This window comes from Agromyces cucurbitae, assembly GCF_058349945.1.
In genome coordinates, this window is the sequence record NZ_JBYRES010000002.1 from 437,450 (window position 1) to 458,965 (window position 21,516).

18 protein-coding genes are annotated in these 21,516 nt (G+C 70.2%); 10 read left to right on the forward strand and 8 right to left on the reverse strand.

The annotated features are described in order from the left end of the window. Window positions 1-127: 127 nt before the first annotated feature. Genes AC3RJ6_RS08880 through AC3RJ6_RS08895 form a run of 4 tightly spaced genes read right to left on the reverse strand, consistent with a single transcriptional unit; the run spans window position 128 to window position 4,140 of the window. On the reverse strand, window positions 128-1,015 hold the full coding sequence (locus AC3RJ6_RS08880; protein ID WP_491426660.1) for a TIM barrel protein: 888 nt from the start codon (window positions 1,013-1,015) through the stop codon (window positions 128-130). Beyond that, window positions 1,012-1,845, reverse strand: a complete 834-nt coding sequence (locus tag AC3RJ6_RS08885) for a carbohydrate ABC transporter permease (protein ID WP_491426661.1) — start codon at window positions 1,843-1,845, stop codon at window positions 1,012-1,014. Before AC3RJ6_RS08885 ends, AC3RJ6_RS08880 begins: the two co-directional genes overlap by 4 nt. After that, window positions 1,845-2,852, reverse strand: a complete 1,008-nt coding sequence (locus AC3RJ6_RS08890; RefSeq protein WP_491426662.1) for a carbohydrate ABC transporter permease — start codon at window positions 2,850-2,852, stop codon at window positions 1,845-1,847. The genes AC3RJ6_RS08885 and AC3RJ6_RS08890 overlap by 1 nt, the downstream gene beginning before the upstream one ends. Next, complete coding sequence (locus tag AC3RJ6_RS08895; protein ID WP_491426663.1) at window positions 2,821-4,140, reverse strand: ABC transporter substrate-binding protein; 1,320 nt, start codon at window positions 4,138-4,140, stop codon at window positions 2,821-2,823. The genes AC3RJ6_RS08890 and AC3RJ6_RS08895 overlap by 32 nt, the downstream gene beginning before the upstream one ends. Window positions 4,141-4,427: 287 nt before the next feature. Here AC3RJ6_RS08895 and AC3RJ6_RS08900 point away from each other — a divergent pair, with 287 nt between their 5' ends. The 4 genes from AC3RJ6_RS08900 to AC3RJ6_RS08915 all read left to right on the forward strand — a co-directional run bounded on the left by AC3RJ6_RS08900 (window position 4,428) and on the right by AC3RJ6_RS08915 (window position 9,501). Continuing rightward, on the forward strand, window positions 4,428-5,429 hold the full coding sequence (locus AC3RJ6_RS08900; protein ID WP_491426664.1) for an SIS domain-containing protein: 1,002 nt from the start codon (window positions 4,428-4,430) through the stop codon (window positions 5,427-5,429). Window positions 5,430-5,450: 21 nt separating this feature from the next. Further along, window positions 5,451-6,335 carry a PfkB family carbohydrate kinase gene (locus AC3RJ6_RS08905; RefSeq protein WP_491426665.1) on the forward strand — a complete coding sequence of 295 codons (885 nt, stop codon included), beginning with the start codon at window positions 5,451-5,453 and terminating at the stop codon, window positions 6,333-6,335. Between the two features lie 28 nt (window positions 6,336-6,363). Continuing rightward, window positions 6,364-7,461 (forward strand): LacI family DNA-binding transcriptional regulator, encoded by a 1,098-nt coding sequence (locus AC3RJ6_RS08910; RefSeq protein WP_491426666.1) that lies wholly within the window; start codon window positions 6,364-6,366, stop codon window positions 7,459-7,461. A 219-nt stretch (window positions 7,462-7,680) separates the two neighbouring features. Then, entirely contained in the window at window positions 7,681-9,501 is a 1,821-nt protein-coding gene (locus AC3RJ6_RS08915; protein ID WP_491426667.1) for an LVIVD repeat-containing protein, read from the forward strand. A gap of 149 nt (window positions 9,502-9,650) precedes the next feature. Here the strand turns inward: AC3RJ6_RS08915 and AC3RJ6_RS08920 are convergent, their stop codons facing one another. Together AC3RJ6_RS08920 and AC3RJ6_RS08925 are read right to left on the reverse strand one after the other, a co-directional pair. Then, window positions 9,651-10,331, reverse strand: a complete 681-nt coding sequence (locus AC3RJ6_RS08920) for a DUF305 domain-containing protein (protein WP_491426668.1) — start codon at window positions 10,329-10,331, stop codon at window positions 9,651-9,653. Window positions 10,332-10,412: 81 nt separating this feature from the next. Further along, a complete protein-coding gene (locus AC3RJ6_RS08925) occupies window positions 10,413-10,874 on the reverse strand; it encodes a DUF4442 domain-containing protein (RefSeq protein ID WP_491426669.1) in 462 nt (153 codons plus the stop codon). A gap of 160 nt (window positions 10,875-11,034) precedes the next feature. Between AC3RJ6_RS08925 and AC3RJ6_RS08930 the strand changes: the two genes are divergently transcribed. From AC3RJ6_RS08930 to AC3RJ6_RS08940, 3 genes are all read left to right on the forward strand, one after another. Then, the gene (locus tag AC3RJ6_RS08930; RefSeq protein ID WP_491426670.1) at window positions 11,035-11,454 is read left to right on the forward strand and encodes a VOC family protein; all 420 of its coding nucleotides are present in this window, start codon (window positions 11,035-11,037) and stop codon (window positions 11,452-11,454) included. 173 nt (window positions 11,455-11,627) lie between these two features. Beyond that, the gene (locus tag AC3RJ6_RS08935; protein ID WP_491426671.1) at window positions 11,628-13,472 is read left to right on the forward strand and encodes a hypothetical protein; all 1,845 of its coding nucleotides are present in this window, start codon (window positions 11,628-11,630) and stop codon (window positions 13,470-13,472) included. Window positions 13,473-13,592: 120 nt separating this feature from the next. Continuing rightward, window positions 13,593-15,419: a cell wall-binding repeat-containing protein gene (locus tag AC3RJ6_RS08940; RefSeq protein ID WP_491426672.1), complete on the forward strand. Its 1,827-nt coding sequence runs from the start codon at window positions 13,593-13,595 to the stop codon at window positions 15,417-15,419. 8 nt (window positions 15,420-15,427) lie between these two features. Here the strand turns inward: AC3RJ6_RS08940 and AC3RJ6_RS08945 are convergent, their stop codons facing one another. Beyond that, on the reverse strand, window positions 15,428-15,916 hold the full coding sequence (locus AC3RJ6_RS08945; protein WP_491426673.1) for a GNAT family N-acetyltransferase: 489 nt from the start codon (window positions 15,914-15,916) through the stop codon (window positions 15,428-15,430). A gap of 127 nt (window positions 15,917-16,043) precedes the next feature. Next, window positions 16,044-18,530, reverse strand: a complete 2,487-nt coding sequence (locus AC3RJ6_RS08950) for a glycoside hydrolase family 5 protein (protein WP_491426674.1) — start codon at window positions 18,528-18,530, stop codon at window positions 16,044-16,046. A gap of 241 nt (window positions 18,531-18,771) precedes the next feature. Between AC3RJ6_RS08950 and AC3RJ6_RS08955 the strand changes: the two genes are divergently transcribed. The 3 genes from AC3RJ6_RS08955 (at window position 18,772) to AC3RJ6_RS08965 (ending at window position 21,451) form a co-directional block, all read left to right on the forward strand. Then, window positions 18,772-19,374: a helix-turn-helix domain-containing protein gene (locus tag AC3RJ6_RS08955; RefSeq protein ID WP_491426675.1), complete on the forward strand. Its 603-nt coding sequence runs from the start codon at window positions 18,772-18,774 to the stop codon at window positions 19,372-19,374. Then, on the forward strand, window positions 19,355-19,942 hold the full coding sequence (locus AC3RJ6_RS08960) for a DUF6036 family nucleotidyltransferase (protein WP_491426677.1): 588 nt from the start codon (window positions 19,355-19,357) through the stop codon (window positions 19,940-19,942). Before AC3RJ6_RS08955 ends, AC3RJ6_RS08960 begins: the two co-directional genes overlap by 20 nt. Window positions 19,943-20,284: 342 nt before the next feature. After that, window positions 20,285-21,451, forward strand: a complete 1,167-nt coding sequence (locus AC3RJ6_RS08965; RefSeq protein ID WP_491426678.1) for an RtcB family protein — start codon at window positions 20,285-20,287, stop codon at window positions 21,449-21,451. Window positions 21,452-21,516: the final 65 nt, after the last annotated feature.

Sequence of the window (21,516 nt, forward strand, 5' to 3'; positions counted from 1 at the left end):
ATGCCGTTGGTTGAGGAGCGGCGACGCGTCTCGAAACCATGGTGACCGAGTCTCGAGACCGGCTCACGAGGTTTCGAGACTCGTGCTCCTCCGTCGCGCGCTCCTCAACCAACGGGCGGGCGTCGCGCTACTCGACAGCTGATACGGAAGCGGCGGAGGCGATCGCCGCGAGCGACCTGGTGAGGGCCGGCTTCGGGTCGAGCGCGTACGTGCCGTCGCCGAAGAGCTCGACGGTGGCGAGGCCCGGGTACCCGTTGCGGTCGAGTGCGGCGATGATCTCGCCGAGCGGCAGGGTTCCGTCGCCCCACGCGAGATGGCCGGTCGGCGTTCCGTCGATGAGGTGCACGTGCTGCACCCGGTCGCCGAGCACGGCGAAGTAGTCGTCGACCGAGTCGCCCGCGACCGCGGCTGCGACGGTGTCGAGCGCGACGCCGAGGTTCGGTGCTGCGACCTCGTCGAGCATGCGGGCGGCGTCGGCGGCCGAGTTCACGAGGTTCGACTCGACTCGCTGCAGCGGCTCGAGCACGCAGTCGAGCCCGAGCGTTGCGGCGTACGCGGCGATCTCGCCGATCGCGTCGACCGCGCGGGTCCAGCCTGCCGACCGGGGCTCGACTTCGCTTCCCCGGCCAGCGGTCAGGAACAGCAGTCCCGCGCCCAGCTCGACCGCGAGTTCGGCCGCGCGCCGGAACATCGCGATGCTCTCGGCCCGCAACCGGGCAGCGGGCGATGCGACGTTGACCGGATACATCACCTGCTCGGGCGTGAAGCACGCGATCTCGAGGCCGCGCGCGGCGGCAGCCGCGCGGATTCGTCGGGCGTCGGCGTCGCTCGTCCAGGGCACGTGCGCGTGCGGCGCGATGCCCCAGAGCTCGACGCGGGTGCGCCCGAGCTCGGCGAGGTCGTCGAGGCAGCGCTCGAGCGGCAGGTGCTGGTACGAGAAGTTCGACCCGGTCACCCGGTCGATGAGCGGCGCGGCCGGTCGTACGGCCCGGGCCGCGGCATCCGTGCCGATCATTTGCCGATGCCCTCCGAGAGGCCCTTGATGAAGTACCGCTGCGTGGCGAAGAACAGCACGATCACCGGCAGCGCGGCGATGACCATGCCGGCGAACACGACCGGGTAGTCGGTGCCGTGCTTGCTCATGAGGCTCGTGAGCCCGACCGGCAGTGTCTGCAGCGACGTGCCGTTCGTGAACACCATCGCGAAGAGGTACTCGTTCCAGGCGAACAGGATGTGCAAGAGCACCGTCGAGATGAGGATCGGCTTGCACATCGGCAGCGTGATGCGCCAGAACGTCGTCCACCGGCTCGCGCCGTCGACCTCGGCCGCCTCGTCGACCTCGCGCGGCAGGTCGATCATGTACGCCCTGATGAGGAACGTGGTGAACGGGATGCGGAACGCCGTGTAGAGGATGAGCAGCGCCCAGAACGTGTTGTAGAGCCCCATCGACTGGAACATGCGCACGAGCGGGACCAACGCCACCGCCGGTGCGAGCATGAGCCCGCCGAGGATGAGCCCCGAGACGACCTTGCCGAACGGCATGCGCACCCGGGTGAGCCCGTAGGCGGCCCACGCGCTGATGAGCACGGTCGTGACGGTCGACGTGACGGTGACGAGCACGCTCGCCGTGAGGTAGTCGCTGACCCCCCGGTTCCAGGCGTCGACGTAGTTCTGCCAGTCGAACTGCAGCGGCAGTGCGAACGGGTCGCCGAAGAGCTCGGCGTTCGTCTTGAAGCCGTTCATCGTCATCCACAGGAGCGGATAGACGACGACCACGACGAGTCCGATGAGGAACGACCAGACGAACAGGCGTCCGATCGCCCCGAGGAAACCGAGACGACTCATCAGAACTCCACCCTCCTGCGGCGCGTGTACCAGAGCTGTGCCAGCGCGATCAGCAGGGTGACCACGAAGATGACGGTCGCGATCGCCGCGGCGTAGCCGAAGTCGTTGCGCACGAACCCACTGCGGTACAGCCAGGTGGCGAGCACCTGGGTCGAATTGTTGGGGCCGCCGCTCGTCATGACCATGACCTCGTTGAACACCTGGAACGCGCCCGAGATCGTGACGATGATCATGAGTCCGCTCATCTCGCGCACGAGCGGCATGGTGATGTGGAAGAAGCGGCGCACCTGGCCGATGCCGTCGAGCGCGGCCGCCTCGTAGAGCTCCGACGGGATGCGCTGGATCGCGACGGCGAAGAGCAGCGTCGAATAGCCGAAGCCCTGCCACTGGCTCATGGCGATGATGGCCATCATCGCCGTCGACTCCTGCCCGAGCCACGGCTGGGCGAGCTGACCGAGGCCGATCGCCTCGAGCAGGTGGTTGAGCAGCCCGAGGTTCGGCTCGTAGATGAAATAGAAGAGGAGACCGGCGACGGTCAGCGAGATCGCCGCGGGCACGAAGTAGATCGCGCGCAGCGCCTTGCGCCAGCGCAGGCTGCGGAGGCTCTCGATGAGGGCCGCGAGCACGAGCGCCGCGAAGACCTGGAACACGATCGAGACGACTGCGTAGAGCACGTTGTTGCCGAACGCGGTCCAGAAGACGGGGTCGCCGACGAGCTTCTCGTAGTTCTCGAGCCCGACGAACTCGGTCGCGCCCGAGTAGATGTCCCACTCCTGCGTCGAGAAGCCGAGGTTCTGCACGAGCGGCAGGTAGACGAAGACGGCCAGCACGACGAGCGCGGGCAGCACCCAGAGGAGCCCCGCGACCTTCGGGTACCAGCCGCGGGCGTTGCGATCGACCGGCCCGCCGGGCGGGGTCTGCGACAGCGCCTTCGTGACGGTCGGAGGCCGGTCGAAACCGGCCCCCGACCGCAGCTCACTGCGCGTCGGCGTTTGCTGCCTGGACACTCTCGAGCACCTCTTCGGGAGTCGCGCTGCCGGAGATGATCGCCTCGCCGCCCGCGAGCCAGGCGTCGGCGACCTCGGGCACGGTGACCGTGTCGAGCCAGCCCACGAGCTGCGACGCTTCGTTGACCTTCGTGATGCCCTCGTACACGGCGGTGCTCGAGGTCTCCTCGGTCACGGCGCCGACGACCGCGCTCGGCTGGCCGTACGGCGGGGCCGACAGGGTCTTCGCGTTCTCGAGCTCGGTGACGAACTTCATGAAGTCGACCGCGAGCGGCGCCTGCTGCGACTTGGCGTTGATGAGGTACCCCTCGGGCGCGCCCTCGATCGCGGCCGGGTCGCCCGCGGCGCCCTCGGGCACGGGCAGCTGGAAGATGCCGAAGTCGTCGGCCGACAGCGACGAACCCTCGGCCGTGATCGAGTCGAACTCGAGGACCTCCTGGTAGTACATGGCGGCCTTGCCGCCCGCGAGCGCCTCCTGCGCGGTCGTGTAGAGCACGCCGTTCGTGCCGCTGCCGGTGTCGGTGCACTCGTCGACGAGGGTCTTGAACTGCTCGAGCGAGCTGAGGTAGCCCTCGTCGTCCCACTTCGCGGTCTCTGGGTCGAAGTCGGCGTGCAGCACGTCGCTCGGCACGTTGTAGGCGAACAGCTGCTGCAGGTAGTGCAGGGCGGGCCAGCCGTCCTTGTTGCCGAAGGCGATCGGCTCGTAGCCGGCGTCGCGCAGCGGGCCGCACGCGTCGATGAGCTCCTCGAACGTCTGCGGCACCTCGATGCCGGCGTCGGCGAACGCCTGCTCGTTGTAGCCCATGAACTTGCCGTTGTTGTAGAGCGGGATGCCGTAGTACTTGCCGTCGTACTCGAAGGCAGAGAGGGATGCCTCGCCGAAGGTGTCGCCCCACTCGGTGCCGGGCGCGATGACCTCGCTGAGGTCGGCCGCGAGGCCGCCCGACACGAAGTTCTCGGCCCAGTCGCCCGTCCACGTGAAGTAGATGTCGGGCAGCGCCTGCGACGCAGTGAGGGTCTTCGTCTTGTCCTTGATCGACTGGTCGGTCTCCTGGATAAGCTCGACGTCGACGTCGGGGTGCTCGGCCTCGTACGCCGCGGCGAGGTCTTCGAAGTACGGTTCGAGCGGCTCGCCCGCGAACTTGGTGAGGATGCTGAGCTTGCCCTCGTAGACCGGCTCGGCCGTGACGTCGGCCGCCGGCCCGGTGGGGGCGCCGCCGGCGCAGCCGGAGAGTGCGAGGGCGCCGGCCGCTGCCGCGGCGAGCACGAGGGTACGGGAACTGCGCATGGTCTGCCTCTCTCGGGGGCGACGGGGCGACCGCCGCGTTCGTCGCGGCCACCGGCCCGTCGTTGGATTCGGTGAATGCCTTGGGGAGCGAGTGTAACTCGAATCTGATACCGGTACCAGATCTGAGCGAAAGATTATCCTGATTCCGATGAGAGGCGCGATTTCAAGCGGATGTTTGACGAGTCAGCCACGGTGTGTCAGCATGATGGCGACCTGACACCGGTACCACAATCGCCGCCACACCCCGTGGGGATGCCGCGGCCGGACCCTCCTCGAAAGGACCAACGATGCTCGGCTTCGACGAAACCGCGTTCCGCAGCCAGACGGCCAGCGCCGTCGCCCTCCGCCCCCGCATCGAGCAGCTCGTCGACGAGCTCCTCGCGAACGGCGTCGACAACGTGCTGCTCGTCGGCTCGGGTGGCACGTACGCCCAGATGTGGCCGTACGAGCTGCTCGCGAGAGAACGCTCGAGCCTGTCGGTGCGCGCCGCGATCGCGGCCGAACTCGTGCTCACCGGCGACGCGCTGCTCGGAGCGAACTCCGCGGTCGTGTTCACCTCGGTCTCGGGCACCACGGAGGACGTCGTCGCGGCGATCGACGTCGTGCGGGCGACCGGCGCGACGACGATCGCGTTCACCGGCTACCCCGAGTCGCCGATCGCGAAGGGCGTCGACCACGCACTCATCTCCGAGCCCAAGACCTGGCCGTTCGACATGCAGCTGCTGCTCTTCGTCGGGCGCCTGCTCGAGCGGCGTGGCGAGTTCGAGGGCTACGCGTCGCTCGCCGACGAACTCGTCAACCTGCCGGACGCGCTTGTGGCCGTCGCCGAGCAGGCTGAGCCGGTCGCGGCGGCGTTCGCCGAGGCCCACCGCGACACGGACTACTACTTCCTCATCGGCGGCGGCCCGATCTGGGCGTTCACCTACCTGTACTCGATGTGCATCCTCGAGGAGATGCAGTGGCTGCGCACGACCCGCGTGCACAGTGCCGAGTTCTTCCACGGCTCCCTCGAGCTGCTCGAGGAGGACACCGCCGTCATCCTCTTCCAGGGCGAGGATGCGACGCGCCCGCTCACCGACCGTGCCGAGGCGTTCGCCAAGCGCATTTCGAACGACGTATCGGTGTTCGACACCCGCGACTACGCGCTCGACGGCTTCAGCCCCGAGAACCGTGCGCTCATCGCTCCGATCGTGCTCGACACGATCATGGGCCGGGTGTCGAAGCACCTCGAGCGCGTGCGCGACCACTCGCTCGACCTGCGCCGCTACTACCGGGTCATGGACTACTGATCGATCGCAGGTGACGTACTGATGCGTGTGCTCGGCTTCGGCGACAACATCGTCGATCGCTTCCTCGACCGCGGGCTCGACTACCCGGGCGGCAACGCTGTCAACGTGGCGGTCTACGCCGGACGTCTCGGCGCGCACGCCGAGTACCTCGGCGTGTTCGGCGACGATGAACTGGGCGCGTACCTGCGGGCGTCGATCGAGGACGCCGGGGTCGGCACCGCACGCAGTATCGTCCGCAGGGGGGAGTCGGGAGTCTCCACCCTGCAGGTCGTCGATGGCGACCGCGTCTTCCTCGGCTGGAACGGCGGCGGCATCACGGTGCGCGAGCCGATCGATCTCGACGACGGTCGCGAGGCCTACGTCGCGGGTTTCGACGTCGTGCACTCGAGCGTCTACTCGGGCACCGAATCGCAGTTGCCGCGGCTGCGCGACCACGACGTGCTCGTCAGCTTCGACCTGTCGAGCGAGCCCGAGTTCCGCACGCCGCAGTACCTCGATCGGGTCGCCCCGTTCGCCGACCTCGTGCTGCTCTCGTGCTCGGAGCTCGACGAGGATGCGTCGTTCGCGGTGCTCGACCATGCGGTGCGACGTGGTGCCCGGCTCGCGCTCGGCACGCGCGGCACCGAAGGCGCCCTGGTGACCGACGGCCGGGCGCGGTGCACGGCACCCGCCCGACTGATCGCCGACGACGCCGGCATGGTCGACACGATGGGATGCGGCGACGCCTTCGTCGCGGGCTTCCTGGTCGCCCTGCACGGCGCCGGCTGGCGGCGCGGCGTCGCGCCCGAGGCATCCGCCCTGCAGACGGCACTCGCCGCGGGCGCCGACGCGGCGCACGACCAGTGCTTCGTCGAGGGGGCGTTCGGGCGCAGCCGTCCGACGAATGCCGCCGCTAGCATGTGGTGAACCCGTGACGCGGAGAGGGGCGAGGGCGATGACTGCTGAGCGCGCCGCGCCGCCGACGATCTCCGAGGTCGCCGCCGAGGCAGGTGTCGGCCGGTCGACGGCCGCGCGCACGCTGGGCGGCTACGGGTATGTGAGCCCCGAGGTGCGCGAGCGGGTGCTCGCGGCGGCCGAACGCATCGGCTACCGCGCGAATGCGCTCGCCCGCAGCATGTCGACGGGCGTGAGCCACACGATCGGCGTGATCGTGGCCGACATCGCCAACCCCTTCTTCGGCGGGGTCGTGCGGGGTATCTCCGACGCGGCGCGTTCCCGCGGATTCGACACCCTCGTCGTGAGTACCTACGAGGCGCTCGCCGAAGAGGTCGCGGCCACCGACCTGCTGATCGACAAGCGCGTCGACGGGCTCGTCGTCGCGTCAGCCGCGCTCGACCCGGCGTCGGCGGCCCACCTCGAACGTGCGCGCAGCCACGGCATCCCCGTCGTGCTCGTCGACCGCGCCGTTCCGGGCCTCGACCTCGACGCCGTCGTCAGCGACAACCGGGCCGCCACACGCGAGGCGGTGAGCCGGTTGATCGAGGCGGGGCACCGTCGCATCGGGTTCGTGTGGGGGCCCCCGGTCGACGAACGCCCGCGTCGTCGGCGCGACCTGGTGGATGCCGCGGCCCGCGATCTCTGGACCGACGGCGAACGCCTCCAGGGCTACCTCGACGCACTCGATGATGAGGGGGTCGCGTTCGACGCGGATCTCGTGATGGTCGGTCCGAAGGTCGAGGAGCGGGCCGAGACCGAGGTGGCGCGCATGCTCGCACTGCCCGATCCGCCGACGGCGCTGTTCTGTACCGAGACCGATGCCATGACGGGGTCGTTGCGCGCACTGCGCACCGCGGGCCTGCAGGTCGCGCGCGACGTGTCGCTCATCGGGTTCGACGACAGCTCGTGGGCGGCCGTGATCGAGCCGCCGCTCACGATGATCGAGCAGCCGATGCTCGCCCTCGGCACTCGAGCGGCCGAACTGCTGTTCGCGACGATCGACGGCGAACGCGATCGCACCGAGCTGCACACGCTCGAGACGCGGTACATCGAGCGGGCGTCTGTCGCCGCCCCGCCGGAGACCTCCGCCGGCTGAGCAGCGCCGACACGACGTGTCGGGCGCTTCCCGACTCGACGGCTCCTGTCCCCCGAAATACCGGCTGCGCCGACCCCGCGCATGTCGCTAGTTTGGGGGGCATGGTCGGCCTTCCGGGGCCGCGGGCGCCCACGGGGTTGTGGCCGCCCGTCCATCGGAGGGCTCGATCGTTGTGTCGAAACGCAATGTTCTGCCGTAACGAGAGATGAGGACCACACGATGAGATCCGAACAACGACCTCCGAACGCGCGACGACGCGTGCTCGCTGCGGCCGGCGCCCTGCTGCTGGGGGCGTCGCTGATGACCGCCACTGCGGCCGCCGCCGAAGACGACCCCCGGGTCGACCTGCCCGCCGGCTACCTCGATGCCGAGGTCGCGTCGAGCAACCTCGAGCTGCTGTCGAGCACACCGCGCACCGGCCCCTTCGACGGCGCGCCCGGCAACTTCGGGTTCGTCAACTCCGACCTCGCCTTCAGCGGCGACTACGCGATCGTCGGCAGCTTCAACGGATTCCAGGTCTACGACGTCTCCGACCCCACCGAGCCGACGCTGCGTTCATCGTTCGTGTGCCCGGGCGGGCAGGGCGACGTCTCGGTCTACGGCGACCTGCTGTTCATGTCGGTCGAGGAGACGCGCGGCCGCATCGACTGCGGCACGCAGGGCGCCCCGGGGCAGGTGAACGCCGAGCGGTTCCGCGGCGTGCGCATCTTCGACATCAGCGACCTCGACAATCCCGTGCAGCTGCCCGGTGTGCAGACGTGTCGCGGTTCGCACACGCACACGCTCGTGACCGATCCCGATGACGCCGACAACCTGTACATCTACAACTCGGGCACCGCGGGCGTGCGCTCGGGCCTCGAGCTCGCGGGGTGCGAGAACGCGGCGCTGACGACCGATCCCGTCACCTCGGGCAACCCGACGCAGTGGCGCATCGACGTCATCAAGGTGCCGCTCGCGGCGCCCGACACGGCGGCGGTCGTGAGCCAGCCGAGGATCTTCGCCGATGCCGAGACCGGCGCGTACAACGGACTGCAGAACACGCTGCCCGGCACGGCGCTGCACCCCAGCTCCTCCGTCTACGGGCCGACCCCCTACAGTCCGACGCCGAACACGAACACGTGCCACGACATCACCGCGTACCCCGAGATCGGGCTCGCGGCCGGCGCCTGCCAGGGCAACGGCATCCTGCTCGACATCTCCGACCCGGTGAACCCGGTGCGCGTCGACGCGGTCGCCGACCCGAACTTCTCGTACTGGCACTCGGCGACGTTCAACAACGACGGCACGAAGGTCATCTTCACCGACGAGTGGGGCGGCGGCACGGCCGCGCGTTGCCGCTCGACCGACCAGCCCGAGTGGGGCGCCGACGCGATCTTCGACATCGTCGACGGCAAACTGCAGTTCGCGAGCTACTACAAGCTGCCGGTGCCGCAGAAGGCCGTGGAGAACTGCGTGGCCCACAACGGCTCGCTCATCCCCGTGCCCGGTCGCGACATCATGGTGCAGGCCTGGTACCAGGGCGGCCTGTCGGTGATCGACTTCACCGACTCGGCGAACCCGACCGAGATCGCCTACCTCGACCGCGGTCCGATCAACACCCCGAGCACCGATCGCATCAACCTCGGCGGCTACTGGTCGACGTACTGGTACAACGGCAACGTGCTCGGCAGCGAGATCGCGCGCGGGTTCGACACGATGGCGCTCACCCCGAGCGACCAGCTGTCGGCGAACGAGATCGAGGCGGCCGGCGAGGTGCGGTTCGACGAGTTCAACGCGCAACTGCAGCCGGGCGTCGTGCACGCACCGAGCTTCGCGGTGGCCGGTTCGTACGTCGACCAGGCCGAGCGCGACGGCAGCCTGACCGGTGAGGCGCTCGCCGAGGTGCGCGAGTACCTCGCCACGGGCGAGCAGCTGGCCGACGGTTCGGCGGCCGACCGTGCGGTCGTGGCGCAGCTCACCAACGCGGCGCGCGAGTCCGGCCTCCCCGCCGACTCCGAGGTCGTGCAGGCGCTGCGGGCGCTGGCGGCGACGTTCCGGTGAGTCGTCGGTGGTGAGGCCGCGTCGGCCTCGCCACCGACGAAGGAGGCCCGGCGGTCGACGACCGCCGGGCCTCCTGGCCGTGCGTCGCGTGCGCGGGCCGGTCGCACGGCACTCGACGGTGGATGCCGCGAGCCCCGCCCCGCCCGGCGTCAGCCCGTGCGCTCGGCGAGCATCTGCTGCATCCGCGCGATCTCGATGCCCTGGTCTGACTCGACGTGACGTGCGAACTGGTCGGTCGCCGACTCCTGTCCGCCGCCGGCCGCGTAGAGCTCGTCGACCATCTGCACGGCGCCCTCGTGGTGCATGATCATGTACGTCAGGAACAGCCGGTCGAACTCGTCGCCCTCGGCCGCCTCGAGCTCGTCGAACTGCTCGTCGGTGAGCATGCCCGGCATCGACTCCGCGTCGTGGTCGCCGTGGCCGCTGCCGTCGCCGTTGACGGGCACCGACCGCTCCTGCAGCCAGGTCGTGATCTGGGTCTGCTCATCGGCCTGGCTCACCGACATGCGTTCGGCGAGCAGCCGGATGTCGCGATCGTCGGTGCGGTCGTCGACGAGCGCGGTCATCTCGATGGCCTGCTCGTGGTGGCGGATCATGGCGAGCATGAACGCCGAGTCGGCCTCGTTGTGCTCGGGTGCGTCGAGGCCCGCGGCCTCGTCGGGCGAGAGCGTGCGGTTCGGCTCGCCCGGTGCGCCGAGCTGCACCACCGGGCTCGTGGGTTCGGGGGAGTCGGGCTGCGACGGCGTGCAGGCGGTGAGCGAGACGGCGAGCAGCAATGGGGATGCCGCCAGGACTGCCGTTCGTGCGCTGTAGGGGCGCCGTGTCGTCATCCGCAAACCTCGTCTTCGTCGATGGGCATTGCGTCGCGGGTCGCTTCGGGGTGACCGTACGACGTCTCCATCTAACCCGACTCAGCGCGCTTCGGTCACCCGTCGCTTCTCGCGCACGTAGACCTCGCGGCGCACGCGCGCGACGACGTCGCCCGACCGGTCGGTGATGTCGGTCTCGAACCACTCGAGCACCTTCGCGCCGCCGTGGGCGCGCTGGCGCAGCTCGTCGGCCTTCTCGCGCGGCACCTCGAAGTGGGCGGTGAGCACGCCGCGGCCGGGCTTCACGAACTCGATCTCGCCGCGCGTGTCCCACACGACGTAGTCGCGGCCGAGCTGGTGCATGACGAGCATGAAGTAGTAGGGGTCGGTCATCGCCGACATCGACCCGCCGAACGCGGTCTTCACGTAGTTGCGCGTGAAGAGGTTGACGTGCAGCTCGACGGTCGCGCTCGTCCAGTCGTCGGAGATGCGCCTCACGCGGATGCCGCTGAACAGGTTCGGAATCCACAGGCTCATGCCGATGGCGAGGCGACGGGGAGTCATGCGCATGCCTCCGATTGTGCGCTGCCCGGATGCCCCGGGCGAATGCGTTGTCGAAACCCCACAGCCGCCCGTGCTGGTTGAGGAGCGCCGACGCGGCAGGGCGACGCGTCTCGAAACCCCCACCGCTGGTCGAGCTGCGCGATACCCGTAGGGTTCCGATATGACGACCGACGAACAGTCCCCGCGCCGCGTGCGCCAGCTCCGCCTCGTGGTCGAGGCCGACGACTGGGAGGCGGCGGTGGCCTTCTACCGCGACGTGCTCGGCCTCCCCGAGGAGGAGGCGTACGAGGCCGACGGCGGCGCTCGCGTGATGATCCTCGACGCCGGCCGGGCGACGCTCGAGCTCTCGAACCCGGCGCAGGTCGAGTACATCGACCGCGTCGAGACCGACGGCGTGCGCAGCCCGCACCTGCGGGTCGCGTTCGAGGTCGCCGACACGGCGGCCGTGACCGACGAGCTCGTCGACGGGGGAGCCGAGCTGCTCGCGACCCCACGCGAGACGCCGTGGCGCTCGATCAACTCCCGCCTCGCCGCCCCGGCGGGCCTGCAGATCACGGTCTTCCAGGAACCCGAGGACTGACCGGTACGCCGGTAACCGGCAGAGCCAGAACTCGTCGCGGATGGCCGCGACGAAGAAGCCGACCCGCTCGCGTGGTTCTCGTATCCCGCGCGTGAACCGCCTACCATCGGAGGGGCGTGCCGCACCCCTCGGCCGCACCCCTACCCGCCCGGCGCCCACCCCCAGGAGCCACCATGACGATCCACGCCGACGAGCCGTCTGCACCCGGTGATGGTGCGTCGGCGAACGATCTGACGTCGCGTGCCGCGCGACGGAGTGCCGAGCTGGGTGGAACACTGCGCCCCCGGAGACTGCCCGCTCCGGCTGCGACCGGCTGGGCGCAGCCGACCGCGCAGCGCGCCGGTTCGACGACCGCGCCGTCCGCGCCGGCGACCTCGCCGGGCCAGGGCGGGCCGGCTCGTGCCGTGCCGATCGTCACGACCGGCGCCGCCACCGCCGCATCGCCCGAGCAGCAGCGCTACTACCTCTGCTGCGAGGTGCCGAGCGGCGACTTCGTCGAGGTCATCGTCGCGGTCACCGACGGCGCCCGACGTCGCTACTTCACGACGAGCGACGGCGCGCGGCTCGCCGAGGTCGACGAGGACTACTTCGTGCACCGCAGCCTCGGCGACGCTCGCTCGCTGCTCGAGCTCGACGCCCGCGAGATGGCCGAGCTCGAGGCGGAGCTCGGCTTCGTGCGCACCGTCCGCGGGCGCGACCCGCTCGCCGAGGTCGAGGCCGAGGCGGCGGCCGCCGAGGAGGCGGCCCCCGATGCCGCGGACTCGATGCATCCCGCGGCCGCGGAGTTCGCCGCCCTCGTCGAGGAGACCGGGATGACGGCCCCCGTGCCGGAGCTCGAGTCGCCCCTGTCGCCCGCGTCGGTCGACCCCGAGCCCGCACCGCTCTCCGCCATCGCCGCGTCGGAGCCCGAGCCCGCGGCCGAGGCCGAGTTGGAGCCCGAGTTCGAGTTCGGCTTCGAGTCGCTCTTCGATCCCGCGCCGTCGGTCGACGCGCGGCCGGCCCCGAGGGCCGTCGAGCCGGCACCCGAGCCCGTCGAAGTGGTGGCCGAGCCCGAGCCGGCGATCGAGCCCGAGCCGGCGATCGAGCCCGAGTCGGCCTCCGAGCCCGAACCGCTGCTCGCGAGCCTCCTGCCCGTCGCCCAGATCGACGCCGACGTCGACGAGGCCGACGCGCCCGAGGCATCCGCGCCGATCGAACCCGAACCCCGGCCGATCATGCCGACGGTCGAGTGGAGCCCGCAACCGCAGCCGCAGCCGCAGCCGCAACCCGTGGCGCCGGCCGAGTTCGAGGCCGAGTGGCCGTTCGACCCCGATCCCGAACCCGCGGCCGCTCCGATCGCCGGCACGCCGTGGTGGCGCGCACCGGCGCCCGCGGCGCCCGAGCCGACGCCGCTCGCGACCGTCGCCGCGCCCGAACCGGCCGGCGACCGGCCCCCGACCGACCCGACCGAACGAACCGACGTGAACGAGGAGACCGAACGCATGGTGACGGGAACGAACGCATTCGAGCAGCCCGGTGGCGGAGCATCCGTGACGCCGATCTGGGCCGTCGCGCCCCAGCCCGACGCCGACGCCGTCGTCGCGGCGGCCGCGCAGGTCGCGCTCGCGAAGGGGATCGCGTTCGTCGCGCACCGCGGCATGGTCGACAAGGTCGGCGCGGCGTACATCGACCACCCGGGCCGCGTCGCCGAGCGCTTCGACCCGATCGCCGAGCCGGTCGCGACCGCGGCCGCGTGGCTGCACGACGTGCTCGAGCACACCGACGTCACCGCGCAGGAGCTGCTCGAGGCCGGCGTGCTGCCCGAGGTCGTCGACGTGGTCGTGCTGCTCTCGCGCACGCCCGAGCTGCCCGAGGCCGAGTACTACGGCCGCATCCGTCGCCACGCGATCGCCCGCAGCGTGAAGATCGCCGACGTCGACGACAACTCCGCCGCCTGGCGCGTGCGCAAGCTCGACTTCGAAACCCAGCAGCGCCTCGCCGACAAGTACCGCCACGCCCGCGAGATGCTCGGGGCGTAAGCGCCCCAGTCCGGGGTACAAACGGCGGGATGACGGCCCCCAATCCGGGGGACTTCCGGCGTTTCGTCGAACGCGCGTGAATACCGTGAGGAGTTCAGCTTCTCCTCGTCTGGATTCGAAATGCACCGTCTCATCTCCGCGCTCGTCGTCGTGCCCGCCGTCGCCCTCATCGGGGCGCTCACTCCGATGGCGGCGACCGCCGCGACCCCGGGGTCGACCGTCGCCCCGTCCGCCCTGCTCGGCGAACTGCAGGTGCTCGCGCCGGCGACCGTGGCCTACAACCGTGACCTCTTCGCGGAAGGGCTCGACGCCGACGGCGACGGCTGCCGCACGCGCCAGGAGGTGCTGCTCGCCGAGTCGCTCGCGCCGGTCGTCACGAGCGGGACGTGCACCATCGTCAGCGGCGAGTGGCACTCGCTCTACGACGGCGCGACGGTGACCGACCCGGCCGCCCTCGAGATGGATCACGTCGTCGCGCTGAAGGAGGCCTGGGTCTCGGGTGCGCACGCGTGGACGAACGCGCAGCGCGCCGACTACGCGAACGACCTCGGCATCGACCAGACGCTGCGCCTCGTCACGTCGGCGGCGAACCAGGCCAAGGCCGACAGTGATCCGGCCAAGTGGGTGCCGACGAGCACGGCGGCGCGCTGCGAGTACGCGATCGACTGGATCACGGTGAAGTACCGATGGAAGCTCGCGGTCGACGCCGCCGAGAAGACTGCGGTGCAGGGGCTGCTGAGCTCGTACTGCGGTGCGACGACGATGGTCGTGCCCGCGGTGCGAACCGACGTGCCGACCCCGACGGCGACGCCAACCCCCAGCCCGACGCCGACCCCGACCCCGACGCCGACGCCGACGGGCGGGGTGAACCCGCTGCCCGAAGGCGTGCACCGCCTCGCGGGCGCCGACCGGTACGCCACGTCGGCCGCGATCGCGAGCCGGTTCAAGCCCGGGGTGCCGGTCGTCTACGTCGCCTCGGGCGCCAACTACCCTGATGCGCTGTCGGCATCGGGCCTCGCGGGCTTCCAAGACAGTCCGCTGCTGCTCGTGAGCCGGTACGACATCCCGTCGTCGGTGTGGAACCAGCTGACCCGGTTGAAGCCGAAGCGCATCATCATCGCGGGCGGCACGGGAGTCGTGAGCGGCTCGGTGCACAAGAAGCTCGCCACGATCGCACCGGTGCAGCGGATCGCCGGCGCCGACCGATACTCGACCAGCCGAGCCCTCGCGAAGGCGTCGCCGGCGAAGAGCGGCACCTCGTTCGTCGCGACCGGGCGCGACTTCCCCGACGCGCTGTCGGCGTCGGCCGCGGCCGCGAAGCAGGGCGGGCCGGTGATCCTGCTCGACGGCAAGCGCAGCAGCGTCGACTCCGCGACGCGCGACGCGCTGAAGGCCGTCAACACGAACCGGGTGCGCATCGCCGGCGGCACGGGCGTCGTCAGCTCCGGCATCCAGTCGTCCCTGCAGAGCTCGTTCACGGTGAACCGCCACGCGGGGGCCGACCGCTACGCGACGGCGGTCGCGATCAACAAGACGGTCTTCCCGTCGGCGAACACGGTCTACCTCGCGGTCGGCACCGGCTACGCCGACGCGCTGGCGGGCGGTGCGCTCGCCGGTGCGACGGACTCGCCGCTGTTCCTGGTGCAGCGCTCGTGCGTGCCGAAGGTCGTTCGCGACCAGATCCTCGCCCTCGACCCGTCGACGATCGTGCTGCTCGGCGGAACCGGCGTCATCTCGAACGCCGTCGGTTCGCTGACGGCGTGCTCGACCGCGCCGAAGCCGCCGTCGAAGCCCTCGGTGCCGGCCGACGTCGACTGCAGCGACTTCTCGACCTGGCCCGAGGCACAGGCCTGGTTCGACAAGTACTACCCGTACTACGGCGACATCGCCCGGCTCGACGCCGACGGCGACCACATCGCCTGCGAGACACTGCCCGGTCGGCCGTAGCCGAGACGTCAGCGACCGTCCGAGAGGTCCTTCGCAAACCAGTGCTCGGCGTAGGTCGCGGCGTTGAACGGTGCGACCTCGGCGTAGCCGAGCCGGGCGTAGAGCGCGCGGGCCTCGACGAGGTCGGAGCGGGTGTCGAGCCGCACGACCGATCGGCCCGCGCGACGCACTTCGGCCTCGACGGCGCCGACGAGCGCGGCGCCGAGCCCGAGCCCCCGCGCCGACGGGTCGACGAACACCCGGGTCAGCTCGGCGATGTCGTCGTCGACGTAGCGTGCGCCGGCGCAGCCGAGCACGGCGTCGTCATCGCCCATCGCCACGAAGAACGCACCGGTGCCGCCCGCCAGGTCGTCGCTCGGATCCTCGAGGAGCTGGGCGTCGACGTCGGCCTCGGTCGCCCGGCGCCCGTTGTACCGCGTGATGATGTCGTCGAAGTAGTGACGCAGCACGTCGACGGCCGCGGGGCTCGTCGGGTCGACGCGGATGATCTCGGGCACCGCACCACCCTAGTCAATGGACCCGTCGCGACCGGGAGCAGCGTCGAGACTCGTGTGGTCATGTGGTCGCCGTCTCGGGAGGGGACCTCCCGCGGCGACCGCCACGGTACTCGATCGATGGATGCGCCTACTCGACCGACGTCGACAGCGAGTACTCGCCCTCGGCGCAGCCCGTGAGCAGCCAGCCGCCGGGCACCTCGTCGACCTCGACGTCGCTGACGCCGCTCGACTCGACCGTCGGCTCCGCAGAGCCCGGCACCCACACCTGCAGCCCGCACGTCGCCGAGGCGACCTCGCCCGTGAGCGACATCGTCGCCGCGGCATCCGCCTCGCCGGAGACCCCGGCGTGCAGGCTCGTGAGCCGTCCGGGTGCCTCCTGCGGGTACGCCCGCGACAGGATGCTCAGCAGGTGCTCCTTGCGCGGCGCCTCCTCACCCGTCTCGCAGTACTCAGAGAGCAGGCCGTTGCCGAGCTCCTGGATACCGTTCTGCGGGTCGCCGCACGCTTGCTTCCACACCCAGTAGGCGCTGCCGAGCATGCGGGCGTCCTCTTCGGCCGCGTACCGCTCGAGGTGCGCCTTCGTCGACGCGTCGTCGCCCCAGTAGCCGTATTCGCCCGACCACATCGGCATGCCGAGCTCGTCGGCCACGCGCTGGCCGAGCTCGAACTGCCGCTCGGTGCTCACGATCGTGGGCAGCCCGAGCGAGGCGTCCATGGTGATCGACTCGGCGTAGAGGTGCGGCGAGAACGCGACGTTGAGGTCGCCGGTGAAGCCGCGCGCCGGTCCCGAGTCGAAGCCCAGTCCCGACCACAGGATGCTGGGCTCGACGAAGACGATCTGCGGCGCGCCCGCCTCCCGGATCGCCGCGATCGCCTTCGCCGAGTACTCCCCGTTCTTCTTCGACGTCGTGACGGGTGCCGTCTCGCCGAAGCCGGGCTCGTTGAGCAGGTCGAAGCCCGCGACCCACTCGTCGTCGGCGAACTCGCCCGCGAGCTCGCCCCACGTGCGGGCGAGCGCCGTCTGGATGTCGTCGGTGTCGAACCAGAAGTGCTCGAACGCGCGGTCGCCGGCGGGCGAGATGTCACGGCCCGTGAACGAGCAGCGCGGTGCGTCGTCCCAGTGGGTCGCCCATTCGGGTGCGCCGTCGTAGCCCCACATCGGGTCGGTGCCGGGGCGGCACACGGTGCCGTCGGCGGTCGGCAGGTTCGACCAGCCGTCCTGGTGCATGTCGAGCACCGTGCGGATGCCGTACTGCTCGCCCCACGCGACCGCCTGCTTCACCGTGGCGAGGTACTCGGGGTCGAGCTCGCCCTGCGTCGGCTCGAGCGCCGACCACGAGAGGCCGAGCCGCACGACGTTGAAGCCGTACGAGGCCATGTCGGCATAGTCCTGCTCGGTGAGCTCGCGGGTCGCGGGCACCTCGGGGCGCGCTTGGTAGAAGTCGACGAGCTGGTTGACGTTCACGCCGCGCAGCAGCACCTGGTGCCCCTCGCCGTCGGTGAAGCGCCCGTCTTCGACGCGCAAGAATCCGGCGGGCACGGATGCCTCGTTCTGGGCGGTCGCGACCGCCGGCGCCGCCGGGGCGAGGAGCGAGGCGGTGATCGCCGTCACCGCGACGACGGCCACGCCGATGCCGACGCCCGCCGCGATGCGTGCCGACGTCGCCGGTTGAGGAGCGCCCGACGGACTCTTCTCCGCTGGTTGAGGAGCGTCCGACGAAGGAGGACGCGTCTCGAAACCACCACGCGCCGCCCGCCGCGCGACCACCCGATCGGCGACGAGGGCCACGACGCCCGCGATCCACCCGGTGCAGGCGCCGAACGCGAGTCCGTCGGCGACGTGGATGTAGGTCGCCATGAGCGGCCAGAGGTCGCCGCGGAACCCGTCGTCGACGACGAGCCCGACGATGCCCTGCACGAGTCCGAACAGTCCGCCCGCGACGAGGGCGCCGAGCCAGGTGCCGAGGAAGCCCGGCACGCGCCGGCGCATCCACCGCATCGCGAGCCACGCGGCGCCGATGAGCAGCGCCATCGAGACGAGCATCGAGATCGGGCCGTCTTCAGGCCGCGGCGTCGGGATGCCGGGAGCGTACGTCGCGCCCGTCCACCACGACCCCGCGAGCAGCGGCGCCACCGCGCCCACCGCGATCGCCCCCGGCCACACGGTGACTCCGTCGGTCGAGTAGGCGCGAAGCGCCGTATCGAGACCACGCCGCCGAGCAACGACAGCCTCCACCACCCGCACAACCCCAGCCACGATCAACGCCGTCGGCACCGCCTTCGCCGTGACGTAGCCGCCCGCCCAGGCCGCGAGCGCGGCATCCCCGGTCATCGCGAAGGCGGCGGCAGCCTGCGCGAGCAGTGCGGCGAGCACGACGCCCGCAGTGAGGGTCCAGAACCGGTCGCCCGCGCGCACGGCCGCCCACCACACGACGGCGAGCATGACCGGCACGAACACGACGTACCGTGCGACCGGCCACCAGAGGTCGACACGCGGGGTGCCGCCGGGCCAGCCGACGAGTGCGAGCAGGCCGGTCGGGTCGATCGCGGCCTGGATGATCAGCAGCAGGGTCGTCGCAGCAACGGCGACGATCGGGCGGCGCAACGCGCGCATGGCACTCCATCGTGACGTGGGTCGGGTTCAGTCATCCTCGATGCTCGTTACCACCGGGTCAATACCCGAGTGGGACAAGTGACCCAGTTGTGACCTTTCGCCGCCAACCCGTCGGTCGAGTAGGCGCGCAGCGCCGTATCGAGACCACCGCCTCGCCGGTCGAGTCGGCGCGAAGCGCCGTATCGAGACCACCCCGGAAGTGCATCGGTGTATAGTTATAGCTATACAGGAGGGTCTTGAGATGTCGACCATGATCAGGGATATGCGCACGAGGCGCGGCCTGACGATCTACGACCTCGCCAAGCTCCTTCACGTCACTCCCGGCGCAATCTCGCAGATGGAGAGGTCCGAGCGTGATGACACGATCCGGCTCTCCACGTTGAAGCGTGCTCTGCGTGCGATGGGCGCTGAGCTCGCCGCCGAAGCCCAAGATGCGCCGATGGCCTCGAAGCACCTCATGACCGCGCGATCGGCGGCGGAGCGAATCGCGCGTTGGATCGACGCGGGTGACGAGGACACGGCGCTCAGGCTTGCGGTTCAAGCACTGACGCATTTCGACGAAGCCAGCACGCGTGAAGAGGTCGCCGATTTCCTCCGTGCTCCGGCGACGACCGGCGACGAGAGGTGGGACACACTGCTCGCGACGGCGATCGCTGAGCGTGCGAAGAAGCGCGGGATCAGGCCGCCGGCATGGACGCGGAAGCCTGCGCTCACGAGCGAATGGCTTCCCGCGATGCCTGGCGAGCCTACTGAACAGTTCCTGAATTTGATCAGGCGCCAAGCAGATCCGGAGCTTGCGTCCAAGGGCATCTTGATGCGGGAGCGTGATCTTGCCGCAGTCTGACGACGGAGGATTCCTCCTCAGTGCGGACCAGATACGCGAGCTGCTGCAGGATCTGGGCGATCGGCTCGAAGCCATGCACGAGCACGTTGACGCGTACGTCGTCGGAGGTGGCGCGATTGCGATCGGACTCGGCTTTCGCGCAGCGACGGAGGATGTCGATGCTCTGCTCTCCAACCGTGCCCTCGCGCTCGAACTCGCGAACGAGATTGCGGAGGAGCGTGGACTCCCCTCCGGCTGGCTGAGTTCACGCGTACATTCGTACGTTCCGTCTTGGGCGCAGACCGACGACACTGAAGCTCGGGTCATTGAGATGGGCGGATTGACGGTGAGGCTGGCGTCACCGCGCTGGCTCCTGGCGATGAAGGTCGCGGCCGGCCGAGCGAAAGACAGGAAGGACATCGTCAGCCTGATCCGTCATCTCGACCTCCGCTCGGCAGAGGAGATCGTGGACTGGACCGTCGAGGTGCACGGCGAAGAGTCCGTGATCCTCACCGACAGCCGTGAGGACCTGCTCATCTACGCCGAAGAGATGTTGCTGATGGCTTGGCCGACAGAAACTCGCCCTTGACCCTCGCCCCGACGGCCCGCTAGTGTCGCAAAGCTGCGCCAACCGCGCAGCATCCCCGGAATCTGGAATGGAGGCGGCCATGAGCGTGTATCTGCAGCGCACGAACAAGCCGGCCTTCGTCGAGCCCATGAACGAGCCCGCCCAGCGCGGATTCACCCGTGAACTCGACCAGCTTCTCGACCAGGCACCCTGACGCCGCGACCATTCGCGAATCCGTCACCCCGTGCCGCTCGAGGCCCGGGGTGTTTCTCTGTCTGCGCGCGACGAGACCCTCGGGCCCGAGGAACTCGCAACCGCGACGCCCGCATCCGCGGAGCGCGCGCAACCAGACAGGAAAGGAACATGGAGAAGATCTCCGATCGGCTCGTCTCGTGGGCGAGCCTGCTCGACGAGCAGACCGTCGAGCAGGCCCGCGTCTCGTCGACGATGCCGTTCATCTACCCGCACCTCGCGCTCATGCCCGACGCGCACCTCGGCCTCGGGGCCACGGTGGGTTCGGTCATCCCGACGCTCGGCGCGATCATCCCGGCGGCGGTCGGCGTCGACATCGGCTGCGGCATGATCGCGGTGCAGACGCAGTTCGAGGCGTCCGACCTGCCCGCCGACCGGCGGGAGGTCAGGGAGCAGATCGAGCGCGCCATCCCGCTGTCGGCCGGCAAGCACAACCGCAAGATCGTTGCCACGGCTGCGCCGCGCGTCGCCGAGCTCGAGACCCTCGCCGAGGCGAAGGGCTTCGACCCGGCGCGGTACGCGGGCAACTGGCGCGAGCAGCTCGGTTCGCTCGGCAGCGGCAACCACTTCATCGAGGTGTCGCTCGACGAGGCCGACCGGGTCTGGCTGTTCCTGCACTCGGGCAGCCGGGGCGTGGGCAACAAGATCGCGCAGCACCACATCACGGTCGCGCAGCGGCTCGCGAAGCAGTGGTGGATCGAGCTGCCGCACCCCGACCTGGCGTACCTCGTCGAGGGTTCGCCCGAGTTCACGAGGTACATCGCCGAGCTGTGCTGGGCGCAGCGCTTCGCGCGGCTCAACCGCGAGGAGATGATGGACCGCGTCATCCGGCAGGTCGCCGAGTGGGTGGGCACCCCGGTGGAGGAGCGGCAGCGCATCAACTGCCACCACAACTTCACCGAGAGCGAGGTGCATTTCGGCAAGCGGGTGTGGGTGTCGCGCAAGGGCGCGATCCAGGCCGACGTCGGTCGGCTCGGGCTCATCCCGGGTTCGATGGGCACCGCGTCGTACGTGGTCGAGGGGCTCGGCGACACGATGTCGCTGAACTCGTCGCCGCACGGCGCGGGGCGCACCTATTCGCGCTCGAAGGCCCGGCGGGAGTTCACGCACGAGCAGCTGCGTGAGGCGATGGCCGGCATCGAGTTCCGCGACACCGACGCGTTCATCGACGAGATCCCGCAGGCCTACAAGCCGATCGACCGGGTGATGGCCGACGCGGCCTCGCTCGTGAAGGTGCGGCATACGCTGCGCCAGATCGTGAACGTCAAGGGCGACTAGGGATGCCTCGGGCTGCGGCCCGCGCACAGGGGGAACTTGCGCGGGCCGTGGCCCGTCGGTCGAGT